8 protein-coding genes and 1 pseudogene are annotated in these 12172 nt (G+C 62.8%); 5 read left to right on the top strand and 4 right to left on the bottom strand.

The window, feature by feature from the left end:
* Positions 1–243: 243 nt before the first annotated feature.
* The 3 genes and pseudogenes from ABU113_RS09535 to ABU113_RS09525 all read right to left on the bottom strand — a co-directional run.
* Positions 244–708 (bottom strand): hypothetical protein, encoded by a 465-nt coding sequence (locus ABU113_RS09535; protein WP_454559282.1) that lies wholly within the window; start codon positions 706–708, stop codon positions 244–246.
* 112 nt (positions 709–820) lie between these two features.
* The gene (locus ABU113_RS09530; RefSeq protein WP_454559281.1) at positions 821–2299 is read right to left on the bottom strand and encodes an ADP-ribosylglycohydrolase family protein; all 1479 of its coding nucleotides are present in this window, start codon (positions 2297–2299) and stop codon (positions 821–823) included.
* 465 nt (positions 2300–2764) lie between these two features.
* Positions 2765–3010, bottom strand: a pseudogene (locus ABU113_RS09525) (transposase); the annotation flags it as partial.
* On the opposite strand from ABU113_RS09525, the gene ABU113_RS09520 reads away from it, so the two are divergent.
* From ABU113_RS09520 to ABU113_RS09500, 5 genes are all read left to right on the top strand, one after another.
* On the top strand, positions 2918–3364 hold the full coding sequence (locus ABU113_RS09520) for a hypothetical protein (protein ID WP_454559283.1): 447 nt from the start codon (positions 2918–2920) through the stop codon (positions 3362–3364). The pseudogene ABU113_RS09525 and the gene ABU113_RS09520 sit on opposite strands and share 93 nt — an antisense overlap.
* A gap of 317 nt (positions 3365–3681) precedes the next feature.
* Complete coding sequence (locus ABU113_RS09515) at positions 3682–4806, top strand: hypothetical protein (RefSeq protein ID WP_454559280.1); 1125 nt, start codon at positions 3682–3684, stop codon at positions 4804–4806.
* Positions 4803–6599 carry a hypothetical protein gene (locus tag ABU113_RS09510; protein WP_454559279.1) on the top strand — a complete coding sequence of 599 codons (1797 nt, stop codon included), beginning with the start codon at positions 4803–4805 and terminating at the stop codon, positions 6597–6599. The genes ABU113_RS09515 and ABU113_RS09510 overlap by 4 nt, the downstream gene beginning before the upstream one ends.
* Positions 6596–9235, top strand: coding sequence for a helicase-related protein (locus ABU113_RS09505; protein WP_454559278.1), 2640 nt, complete (start codon positions 6596–6598; stop codon positions 9233–9235). The genes ABU113_RS09510 and ABU113_RS09505 overlap by 4 nt, the downstream gene beginning before the upstream one ends.
* A gap of 313 nt (positions 9236–9548) precedes the next feature.
* Entirely contained in the window at positions 9549–10385 is an 837-nt protein-coding gene (locus tag ABU113_RS09500) for a DUF3883 domain-containing protein (protein ID WP_454559277.1), read from the top strand.
* Here ABU113_RS09500 and ABU113_RS09495 read toward each other — a convergent pair.
* Positions 10382–12151, bottom strand: a complete 1770-nt coding sequence (locus tag ABU113_RS09495) for an FAD-binding protein (protein WP_454559276.1) — start codon at positions 12149–12151, stop codon at positions 10382–10384. The genes ABU113_RS09500 and ABU113_RS09495 overlap by 4 nt on opposite strands.
* Positions 12152–12172 lie beyond the last annotated feature (21 nt).

The following is a 12172-nucleotide window of genomic DNA, read 5'->3' as shown; positions in this document are numbered from 1 at the left end:
AAGGCATGGCCGAACTCAACCAACCCATGATCGAGGAGGAAAATCAGCCCCTACACATCACCGCCAAAGCCGCCTGACGATGGCCCACGGCCACAGCCGAAATTACACCACCTTGACGGACGCGACCCCGCATCGATTTCAAGTGTGTCGGAACATTGGCAATGGTTCATTCACGGTGCCTCCCTGTGATTGTTTCACCCTGTGCCGGGATCTATCCCGGCGGCTGGTAGCTTCGGCCCGCATTCAATTGAGCATGCGAGGGGCGTCGTCCGTGGAAGTGTCGGAATCAGCCGGCGGGATGAGCAGGTCATCCCGGTCTTCGTGGTTCAGCACGAAGTTGAAGGCCCCCGCAAATTCGCGGGTGATCCGCAGAAGATGCGGCCGCAGGATGCCATTGCGATAGGACATCTCGTAGTTGCCGAAAAACCGCCGATGCTCCCGCGAATAGGCGTAGCGGATCAGGGCCGTCTTCTCGTTGCAGCGGTTTGCCAGTTCCAGCAGCGCGGCATCATCCGGCGAAGTGGCTTGAATGTAGCTGTAGAACCGCAGGAATTTGCGATCGCTGTCGATCATGATCCAGCAGGGGCTCGCAAATTCATTGACGTAGATATCGCCGTCATCGTCGATCCGGAAGGACACGGCGCCTTCTTCCAGAATTCGGGTCAGGCTGTCGGTCGTCACATCGGCTTCGGGCAGGATCACATCCATAGGGTTTGGCCTTTCTGTTCTGGGGACGGGGCGGCAGTGGGTGGGTCTGCCGCTGTGCGGTCGATTATAGCGATATATGCGACAAAAGCGGTCGCAACGGAGCGGTCGTCGCTCAAACCGCCAGCAGACGCTCGGCCATTTGCGCGATGCGATTGCTCCAGGCGACCCGCTCGCGCCATTGCACGGGAATGCCGCTTGCGCCCCAGGCTGCACCAGCAAGCTGGCCAGCAATTGCTGCCGTGGTGTCGGCATCGTCACCCAGATTGGCGGCGGTGAGCACGGATTCGCGATAACCGGCGCTGCGTCCCACACTCCAAAGCGCGGCTTCCAGGCTATGGGCGACATAGCCGGATGAGGCGATCATGGCGCGGGGCTTGGTACGCCACGAGCCCGCGACAATCTCACCGATCACGCCGGGCAATTGGATGCCAGGATCGCCAAGGATTTCGGCCAGCGACCGCCCCGCAATGGCGTCGGCCAGCATGCGCGCGAAGGCAACGCAGGCGTCGACCGCTTCGGGCGCGGCGTGTGTCGTTCGGCTCTGGCGGGCAGCGGCATCGACGAGCTTTGCGGGATCGTTCCAGAAGCGGATGGCCACGGGAGCCAAGCGCATCAGGCTGCCATTACCCGCCGTGGAAGGATTGGCATCCCCCGCCACCGGATTGCCGCTCAGTTGAAACCGGCTCAGCGCGGCACGCGTCGTGATGCCGATGTCGAAGCAGGTGCCGGTGCAGGAATAGACGCCGTCATCGTGCCATGCCGTGAAACGGCGCATGAGGTCAGCCTCGTCCAGCCTGCCACATTCGGCCAGGCTGTCCGCCAGCGCCAATGCCATGGCGGTATCATCGGTCCATTCGCCGGGTTTCAGGCCGAACGGTCCGCCACCGACTATGTCAATCAAGCGGGCGCGTGAATCCCGCCGCGTGAATTCCAGCGTCGTGCCGATAGCATCGCCTATGGCAAGGCCCAGCAATGCCCCCGCAGCACGATCACAGATCGCTTCTGCCGAAGTGCTTGGGATGGCAGGTGGAGCCGGGCGGATGGCGCGGACATGGGATTCCTGCTTGCAGGTTTCGATGGCGCCTGGGCGTACAGCACGGACACGCTGTATCGCTGCCTCTGGATCGGCCACGCCCAGTTCCACCAGCAATCGCGCGGCAATCGTGCCCGCCCGGCCCAAGCCACCCTTGCAATGCACGATGATGTCGGCGCCCTGCCGCAAACGCGCGCGCAATTCCGATCCAGCCTGCATCCATGCTGCCTCGAAATCCGCACCCGGAACGCTGACATCGGGGATTGGCAGATGATACCAGGCCATGTGCCGTCGCTGCACCTCTTCGCCCAGATCACGCACCTGCAATGCGTCGAATTCATGATCCTCGATCAATGTGACAACAGCCGCCGCATTCCAGTCGCGGATGGTATCCAGATCGGTTTCAAGGCAGCGGTTCCAGTGGCCTGACATCGCCGACAACTGGGTTTTGCCGGGGCAGAATGTCAGCCCGATGCGCCCCATGCCAGGGGCGGGCAGGACAGTGTCGATGCGCAGGGGGTGGGTGTTGCTGGTGCGGGTTGGTGTGCTTGCAGTCATGCAGTTCCTTTATTTGGCAACGGATATGATGAGCGGGCCGCAGCGAGGTTTCCCTTGGCCGAGCTCACATGGCAGAACGACGCGGGTATGACGTTTTATTGCGACAGAAATGGTCGTGATCGTAACAAGCTCTGGCACTGGCGCCGCGCAAATGGAGTATGATCGTGCTGGAAGTGATCGAGGCAAATATCACGACCCTGACCTAAACGCTCACCATGCTTGCCAGTGGTCATCCAGCAAACGGCGGCGGCGAACTCATGTCCTACACCAGCAACTTCGGCATGCTGTGTGGCTTCACGGCGAGCAGAGACGCGCTTGATCGTAACGCTCGGACCTTCTCGGGCGCGCCTCGCAGCCTTTATCCATCCCACCTCGACGGCCGTCACGGACCTACCTGGCGGCGCCTGGATACATTTCCGACCGCGCCTGCTTTTCCGAATCCTTCATGCTAGGGTCGAGACTCGTTCAGAGCCAGAAGGCCACGGCTGCGGCGAGGCTTACGGCTGACAGGAAGTTTCTGGCGAGCTTGTCGTAGCGGGTGGCAATCCGGCGGAAATCCTTGAGACGGCAGAACATGGCCTCGACCCGCCAGCGGTCCTTGTAACGGCGTTCGTCATATTGGATTGGGCGCTTTCGATTACGACGACCGGGGATCACCGGGATCGTTCCCTGATCACGCAAGGCAGTCCTGATGCGGTTCGCATCATAGCCATCCCGCTCACCATCCGCAAGCGCAACGGGCGGCCGAAGATCGTCCCGCCGGCCGACGTGGTTCCGGATACCGGCGGGGTAGACCCGCATGTGCTGAAGGCGATCGCCAAGGCGTGGAGCTGGCGGCGGAAGCTGGAGAGCGGGGAAGCGGCGACCATTGAGGATGTCGCGCGGGCCGAAAACGTGACACCGGCATTCATCCGCCGCACACTGAAGTTGGCCTACCTGGCCCCGGACGTGCTGGAGCAGATTCTGATTGCGCGGGCGTCCCCGACGGTCTCGCTCAAGGATCTGTCGGCCATCGCGGATATGCCGTGGGCGGCGCAGGGAGGAATGGTCGTCCCAGCGGAATAGCGTCAGCGCATTCTGGCGGGATATCGGTCCGATGGTATAGGGTAATACCATGCCACCCAAGTTCAAATCCCCGACCGAGAAAACCGTGGCCGAGCCGATGAGCGATGCCTATCCGGGGTTCTGATTGCAAATAATGGGAAAATATGAACAATTGAGAATTGTATTTGCGGGCGCAGACCGTTTCTTGCTGTGATGAAGAGGCTACAATTTGGGCGTGCGCGAAAAGACATGTTTGCAGAGTAACGCGAATGGCTGAAGCTTGGGGGATCTTGGTGCCGAGCGACATACCGTCCGCCCGACGATTGCAGTCACTTGGTTTGACCCGAGCGATCCGCCGTTTCAACGAGAAAGCTGTACCTGGCATGGGTGGGCTCTGGTTTGCGATGCCGTTGATCTGGTCGATGCTCGGGATCGCGGTTGCTCAGAGACATGGTCGCCGTCCCATCGAAGTTGCAAATGCAGTCGAGGCGCTGGCGATGAAGCTGGAGCTCGACGGGGGAGGCGAAGCGCATCCGCGGGTGCGCGGGCGGCGAAATCTGTCCCGGGTCGCGTGGACTTTTGAGGCCCTGCGCAAGCCGGGCGCGTATGTAACCCAGCCGTTCAGGCAGACCTGCACCCAACCGCTTGTGACGCTCGGTCTCGTCAAGGGGACAAGTGCGCGCTTCAACTCCTTCCACCTCTCCCAGGACGGCGAACGGCTTCTCGCGCCGCTCGCGGCCATCCAATCAGAGATCGAGGAATGGGCTGAGGGCAGCAAACGCGTCGACTGGGAAAAGGTGTCGAAGCTTCGCCCGACGGCCGGTCTTCCCAGACAGGTTCGCGCAGAGCTCATGCGCCGCATCTACGGCAGCGGGCCAGAGGCGGATCGCCGCAAGTCCATTCGCGACATTGGCAAACAGCTGAAGTCGGATGGCATCCTTGCTGATAGTCCGAAAGAGCTCTCCGGGGATCACTTGCTTGATCTCAGAGGAGGGATTGCGACAGTCCGTCTCAGATTGGCTGCTTTGCAAGTCCTTGGCGCGGTCGAGGGGCGCATTGCGAAGCGGCGGGACGACGGACTGACGCCGGTGCTCACGCTCGTCGAGGCCAGCGAGGACGAAGACATCGGGACGTGGATTGACGCCTGCGTCAACGAAGCAAAGCGGGCCGCATCACATATCAAAGCGGCAAGAGAGGAGGAAAGCACGGCGTTTCTGCGCGATTGCCAGAGCGCTGATGGCCTGCTGCAACGTCTTGCACGACGCGATGGGGTGGTGATCGTCCTACGTGACGGTGATCTTGTTCCTGGACCTGCGTTCGGAGCAGGTGCCGCGGACGATGACGATGGCGCCGCTCAGTTCTCAGGCGTGCCGGAATTGCCCCGCATCGCCAATCTTCTGGCTCTCACGGAAGATCTGTCAGCCTCAAGAACGCGCGCTGACGGTGCGAGTGTCTCCAGATGAGCCATAGCCTTCTGACGCTCTTTGCCCCGCCTGACGGATATGTCGGCGATTTCGGCATGTTCTGCGGCTTTACCGCGAGCAGAGACGTGCTCGAAAGGATCGCGCGGGCGTTCTCGGGCGTTGCTTCACGCCCACGCTTGGCGGCCTTCATCCATCCGACAGGGGCGGCTGTCACTGACTTGCCAGGCATCGCCTGGATGCATTTCAAACAGCCCGCTCCGTTCCGCCTGCTGCATGCGAAAGTCGCGCTGCTGGGGTTTGGCGCATCAACCGGCTATTGCCTGCGGCTTGCGGTCAGCACCGGAAACTGGACTGCCGAACCGCTGACCACCAGCATTGACATGTTCTGGTCCGCGGATCTCGTAGCCGGAGAGAAGAACCCTCAGTTGGTCGCGGACATCCGCGCGGCATACGACCTCTTTGGTTGGCTTCGTGGAAAATGCGACGATGCCTTGCTGAAACAGTTCTTCGATGGGGTGACGCCAGACGCACGTTTGCGCGAGGCGGTTGACGGGCTGCCCGAAAGTCCACGTCCACCACGCTTCGTCGACACGCGCGAGAAGACCATGCGCGAGCAGGTCCTCGAGAAACTCGGGAAACGAAAGAAGCACCTCGTGATTGGGTCGGGGTATTACGAAGCAGGCGATGATTCGGACGGCCTGATCGAGAACCTCCGAAAGGAGCTTGTTAGAAAGAAAATTCTGACGAAGAATGCCGAGCTCGATCTAGTGCTCAATCCAGACAACTGTCAGGGACTGCATGCTCAGGCCGAGAGCCTCGTCAAGAACGGATGGAGGCTCCGCGGACCGGGATCCTGCCATGCCGAGCACCGGCAAGCGAAGTTGCACGCAAAGTTCCTCTACGTCGGAAAACACTCTGGGGCAGGACAGATCGGCGACGCAAAGATCTACATTGGTTCGGCCAATTTCAGCCGCATGGGCTTTGAGAGCACCGTTCGCAACGGGAACCTGGAGGCTGGCATCGTCATCACCCCGGATCCCACGCTGAGTTGGCGCAGAAACGCAAGGGCTGGCATTCGAAATTTCCTACCCGGCAACTTCGACGTGGAGACCGAACCGACGGCCTTGTCCGCCGGCCCAGCTTTCGCGCCACCTCCCGCGCCTCCGGCGCCGCCACCAATTAGCTTCGTTGAATGGGAGCACGATCGCATACGCGCGCCGGACGACTGCAAAGACACGGTCGAGATCTTTGGCCCCGACGAAAGGCCTGTCACGCTCCCCAGCGACTGGCCCGCACCAGCACCTGCCTTCGTCACGCTGCATCCAAGTGGCTGGAAGGTTCCCGTGCGGGCTGATGGTGCGCTGGTCGTGCCGAAACGTGGACAACCGAGCCTTGAGGACATTCTGGCGGCAATCGGCGATTTTCCGTCCCGCCCCATCGGCGCGAGTGAAGACGACAACGATGGGGATGGCGTTGACTGGGAACCGTCAGCCGATCCCATTGGAAAAGCGAATGACGATTCGCGGACCTATCCGCTCCGGCAGATGATGCGACTGATCACGCGTCTCACCGAGGCACAAAGGGAGCTTGAACCGCGCGAATGGCAGCGCTGGTGCCGGGAACTCCGGCAGGAACTTCCGGGACTCGCAAAGAGCGAGCAGCCAATGATCGAACCCTTCAGGGTGGCAAGGGCAAGTCCGCTGCGCGCCTTGATAGATCCCGAGTTCTTGCCAGATGGCGTCGACGTCGCCCCTCTCAGAACCGCGATTGACAGGATCGAAGTTGCCTGGGGCCTGGATGGCGCGCGGGATCTGTGGAGTGCTTCAGAATGAGTGGTTTCAAGGGATGGAAATGCGTTGCAGAGCAACTGGAAGCCCGAGTGGCCGAGGCGGAACGACAGAGCGATAAGGAAGCACTACTCGACGAAGGCCAGCGGGCCAGCGTCCGCGTCATCGCGGAACGGCTTCGCTCTGGGCGTCGCGCAATACTCGTGGCGGACGAAGTCGGCATGGGTAAGACGCGCATTGCCGCCGCGCTGATCGATGCAGTCAGGCGATGCGGCGGCAGGGCGGCGATTGTTTTGCCAGCTGGCCTTGGCGCGCAATGGCAGGCCGAGTTGCGCCTGTTCGATCCCAACGATCATACGCTCTTGCCGCTTCGCAGCTATGAAAGCCTCATCAGGGGCTTCAGCCGCGAGGGTGATGATGATCTTTCCCCCGGCTGGCAAGAACGGCGTGATGCGAGGTTGCGCGACAGGCGCCAGCAGCGGGAGTTGCCCGTGGGTCGATGGCAGGATGAAAGAGTCCTGATGGTTTCTCATGCCTTCGCTCGCATGGCGTTCCCGCTACCGGAGAATGGAGAACTCCCCTGGCGCCGCGAGCTCATGCCGGCCATGGCTGCACTTTGCAGCGAGCGCCGACGTAACATTCGTAAAGGCGGCCGGGGCGAGCGTCTCGCCAGCCACCGGGCCGCTCGGGCGGCTTATGAAACGCTCTCCATCCAGAGCCTCGAGATCGAGCAGCGGCGTGACTGGAGGCTTGTGTCGTCGGACGATTACCGCCGTGCGGTCCTTCCGGTGATCGGTCGGGCACTTGGACGCTTTGACCTCGTCGTGATCGACGAAGCCCACAAGGCGCGCGGCGCGGACAGTAGCCTCTCGCGCATCCTGGGCAGCATGATTTGGGAAAGTGAGGACTCCTTTCGCCTCGGCATGACGGCGACGCCCGTCGAACTCGACGCTGACCAATGGCTCGATACGCTTGGGCGCCTGGTCGGTCGTAAAGCCGGATTCACAGGCGAGAACGAGGGTGAACACTGGGACCGGCTCAGTGCGTGTATCTCGGATTATGCAAGAATCGCTGAAAAAGTAAGGACCGAGCCTCTCGACGATGTGATCGTGACCGAATTTGAGAAGGCCGCGAAGCGCTTTGTCGATGGTCTCTCCTGTTACGTCATCCGCCGGGACAAGCGATCTGACAAGGAACTGAAGGCCTTCCGGGAGAACCATGGGATCGACTACCGCGACGTCCGTTCAGTCTCGGTTGATCCGGCAGCCATGGGCAGCCAGTGGTTGCGCATGTTCTGTGCGGCCGAAGCTCTCTCGCTTCTTCCAGAGACGGATCGTGACGCAAAGCGGCGCCGACTGACGCTTGAGAAGGCACACGCTCTCGACAAGATCATCCTCGAGGACGCGACCGAGGGAGGGGACATGTTCAGGGACTTCTGGTCGCGCAACGTCATTCTCTCGAAGGATACGAGTATCTTTGATCACCCAGCCATTCTCGCCGCCGTCAGAACCGTGGAGGCGGCGACGGCGGAAGGCCGAAAGGTGCTGATCTTCGGGACCCTGATCGAACCCTTGAAGGCCCTGACCCGCCTCTTGGACGCGCGTTGCATGCTCCGACATCTCGCCGAGGGGCGCCACTGGCCGGCAAGCCGCGTTCCTGCCGATTCCGAACACGCTGTCCAGGCGGCCCTGCGATCGTCGGACCGGCCCGCTGGCGTTCCTGACGATCTGGGCGAAATCAACCTCATGTTGAAAGATCGCTACGACGAGGCTCACCGGAAACGAGACGCGCGCCTTCGTAAGATGCGTAATGAGATTCAAACGCGAGCCGAGAGGGGGCAGGAGACAGCTTCCCTTCTATGGAAAATCTGGCTTGATGGCGATGCGGTAGATGCGCCAGGCGAGAGCCGGATCGGTCTTCTCATCCAGGCGCTCGAAAGCCGCACCGCCCGGGGGTCCCATGTGCAGGCAGCGGCCGAGCCGCCAGATTGGACAACCGACGACCTCCTCGAAGAAACGGACTCGTTGCTGCGTGATCTCATGGCCGGCAGCGTTGACTATCACGCCGAAGACGTGCCCGAGAATTTTGGCGATCCACATCCAAGCCGCCTGCAACTCCTGTTGGATCATCTTTCGGAATTTTCCGGCCGTGAAGGAAGTTTTGCCCGTCTCCTGTATGGCCAGACAGCACCCCGCACCAGACGACTTCTCCAAGCTGCCTTCAATCGCGCGGGGTCCTGGCCCTTCGTGCTCGTGGCCCAATCACTGGTGGGGCGCGAGGGTCTAAACCTTCACGAAGAATGTCGTACTGTCGTCCTTCTCCATGCGGAATGGAATCCGGGCGTCGTTGAGCAACAAATCGGTCGCGTGGATCGAAAGAATAGTCGGTTCCTGAAAGACTACCGTTCAGGGACGTGGCGAGAGAACGGTGATCCACCACCAAGGATAGAGATTCACTGCATTCAGATCGCTGGAGGCTATGATAACTTTCACTGGTCTGTTTTGCGAGAGAGATGGGCCTCGCTTCGCGCGCAGCTGCACGGAGTTGTTGTAGCGACGACTGATCGGGAGCGTGTCCAGAATGATTGTGAGTTAGCGGCTCTCGTAGCGAGGCTAGATCGAGCAGCACCGAATTTCTATCCGGCGCCCAAGGCGGCAGCACGGAATCGAAAAGAGGCGTAGGACCGAAAGACCGCGACAGTGTGGGGAGACCGCATCATGGATCTGAGCGTTGTCGGGCAGGCATGAATTTCGGCCGTCGGGTGCAGAGAACGTTCGCTCCCAGACCCATCCCCTCCGCCAGCCAGTCCACCCCACTAATGGACAAGGCGATAGCTGCCAGGCGACACCCGCCACGGCGCCCTTCGGAGGGCCGCGTCACGCTCCGAGGGCGGCAGTCGGCGGCATCAGCCCTGGCACCCCACTGCGCGCACGGCCGCGCTCTACGCCCGTCATCGCTGATGACAAGATTGCATTGCCCCTCTAGCCTGGACTGATGTCGATTAGCGCGTGGACCGACACGGAGAACGATCTGATTGTCGCGGATTACTTCGCGATGCTCGCTGATGACATCGCCGGGCGCCCCTACAACAAGGCCGAGCATCGACGCGCCCTCCTGCCGCTGCTGAACGGCCGCTCGGAGGGATCGGTCGAGTTCAAGCACCAGAACATCAGCGCGGTACTCAAGGGGCTCGGCGAGGACTGGATCCCCGGCTACAAGCCGGCGTTCAATTTCCAGATGTCGCTGGTTGACGCGGTGACCCGGTGGCTGGCGCTGAACCCGGCATGGCTCGGCCGCCTGCCGGCCACCCACGCCGCCAGCGGGATGCGCGAGGCTGCCCCGCTGTGGGTGGGGCCGCCGCCCACACAGTCGAACCAACCGCCGCCGCAGGAACTGGAGCAGATGCTGCACATTGCCCGGAGGTTCGATGTGGCGGGCCGGGACGAGCGCAACCGCGCGCTCGGCCGCGCCGGCGAGGCGCGCGTGCTGGCGCACGAACTGGCATCGCTTCAGGCAGCAGGGCGGGATGACCTGGCGCGCAAGGTCCGCTGGGTGTCTGAGGAGGACGGTGACGGCGCGGGCTATGACATCGCCAGTTTCACATCCGACGGGAGGGCGCGCCTGATCGAGGTCAAGACGACGAACGGCTGGGAGCGAACGCCCTTTCACATCACCCGCAACGAACTGGCGGTGGCCGACCAGCACCGGTCGGAATGGTGCCTGTTCCGGCTCTGGCACTTTTCACGCGAGCCCAGGGCCTTCGAGCTGTATCCACCGCTTGATGCCCATGTTTCACTGACGGCGACGACCTTCCAGGCGAGCTTCCACTAACGAGATGACGGCGCTGAGCAATCGACATCCATCGTGGCCGCATGCCGCGCGGCGCGCCGGCCGGAGAAAATGCAATCGGCGTAGGACAGGCCGCTGACATAGAGGTTCGAGCACAGGCCGATGGCGGTGCGGCCGGCGGCGTACAACCCGGGAATGACCGCACCGGAGGCCCGCTTGACCAGGCCCGTATCTTCGTCGACCACCAGACCGCCGACGGTCATGCAGGCCAGCGGAAACCACTTGGCATCGGCCGAGACGTCGATGGCGTAGAACGGGCCCTGGCGGATTTCCGCCATGTCGGCGGCACGCTTGCCGAACGGATCGGGGATCTCGCCGCGTGCGGCACGGTTGTTCTCGGCCACTGCCTGCTCCAGCGTCGCGACGTCGAAGCCCATGCGCCGGGCCAGCGCCGCCAGCGTCGGGGCGCGCCGGGCCGCGAACAGGGTGTTGATCAGTGCCAGATCGCGCTGGAACGGCAGTACCCCCGGCCCGAAGGCCTGACGTCGCGCCCGACGAACCAGCGCCTTGTCGAGAATGAGGTAGCCGCGCCCGTCGTTGCGCTCGACCATCGCCTCGCCGATGGCGGCGCCGTACAGCGTCTCGTTGACGTAACGGGCGCCCTGCGCATTGACGAGAATAGACTCCGAGAAGGCGGACGGCGGATTGATCATCCGCCAGGCACTCACCCGCGCCATCAGATCAGTGGCGCCACCGGCCGAGACGCCGAGCATGATGCCGCTGCCGGTGTCCCCCAGCGTGCCGTTGGGCAGCGAGGCGGCATAGGGCCTGGCGAAATGGCGCACCATGTCGTTGTTGAGGATGAAGCCGCCCGCGCTCAGCACCACGCCCTTGCGTGCCCGATACCAGGCAGTGACGCGGTGTTGTGCTTCGATGCGCCAGGCCCGCGTCAGATGCCAGCGGGCGACGGCGAAGGTGATCTGCGCGCCCGGCAGCGACGGCGGCAGCATCGCCATCCACACTGAAGCGCGCGCGATATGATGGGCGAACCGCTGTCCCTGGCGCGGGTCGGCGATGCGGGCCAGCTGCACGCCGATCACCCGGCCCGCGGGGTCCACCGCCAGCCGGCGGGCTTCCGCGTGGCGCAGGAAGGTCATGCCCCGGGCCAGCGCCGCGTCCCGCAGCGGGTTGAAGATGGCCCCACCCAGCCCCCAGGCTTTCTTGCCGTTGTACATCTTGCCGCGATGGCCACGCGCCGCCGGGCGCGCCACGCTGGCGTACGGTTCGGCGAGGCTGCTGTCGGGGTGGTAGAGAAATTTGTCGAGCGGCGGATAGGACGCCTTCTTGCTGTAGAGGCTGCCCTCGAACGGCACGCCGTGGCGCGTCAGCCAATCGACGGTGGCCGGACTATCGTCGCAGAATTTGCGCAAGGTGGCATCGGTCACCACGTCGCCCACCTCCATCTTGAGGTAGGCGTACATGTTGTCAGGCGTATCCTCGACACCGGCCTCCTGCTGGATGCGCGTGCCGCCGCCGGCGTAGAAGACGCCGCCATTGGCCGCCGATGAGCCGCCGCCTTCATAACGATCCGCCGCGATCACCGTGGCGCCCTGCTCCAGCGCCTCCAGCGCCGCCGCGACGCCGGCGCCGCCCAGACCGACAACAATGAGGTCAGCCTGATCCGCCCAGTCGACGGCGGCGACGTCATCGACCACCAGCGGCGCGTCGATGGACAGTCCCCAGGCATCGATCGCCTGCCCGCCCTGTGCTGTCGACACCGCGACAGGTGCCGTTGCTGCACTGGTCATCTGCTGTCCTCCCCTGCCCGC

It is taken from the genome of Parapedomonas caeni (assembly GCF_041060555.1).
Taxonomy (GTDB): domain Bacteria; phylum Pseudomonadota; class Alphaproteobacteria; order Sphingomonadales; family Sphingomonadaceae; genus CAUJIW01.
This window is presented reverse-complemented; position numbering and strand designations above follow the sequence as displayed.

What these genes read in the sequence shown, in the direction of transcription:
- ABU113_RS09505 (WP_454559278.1), top strand. Translation starts at nt 6,596, where the DNA reads ATGAGTGGTTTCAAGGGATGGAAATGCGTTGCAGAGCAACTGGAAGCC.
- ABU113_RS09530 (WP_454559281.1), bottom strand. Translation starts at nt 2,299, where the DNA reads ATGACTGCAAGCACACCAACCCGCACCAGCAACACCCACCCCCTGCGC.
- ABU113_RS09495 (WP_454559276.1), bottom strand. Translation starts at nt 12,151, where the DNA reads ATGACCAGTGCAGCAACGGCACCTGTCGCGGTGTCGACAGCACAGGGC.
- ABU113_RS09500 (WP_454559277.1), top strand. Translation starts at nt 9,549, where the DNA reads ATGTCGATTAGCGCGTGGACCGACACGGAGAACGATCTGATTGTCGCG.
- ABU113_RS09535 (WP_454559282.1), bottom strand. Translation starts at nt 708, where the DNA reads ATGGATGTGATCCTGCCCGAAGCCGATGTGACGACCGACAGCCTGACC.
- ABU113_RS09510 (WP_454559279.1), top strand. Translation starts at nt 4,803, where the DNA reads ATGAGCCATAGCCTTCTGACGCTCTTTGCCCCGCCTGACGGATATGTC.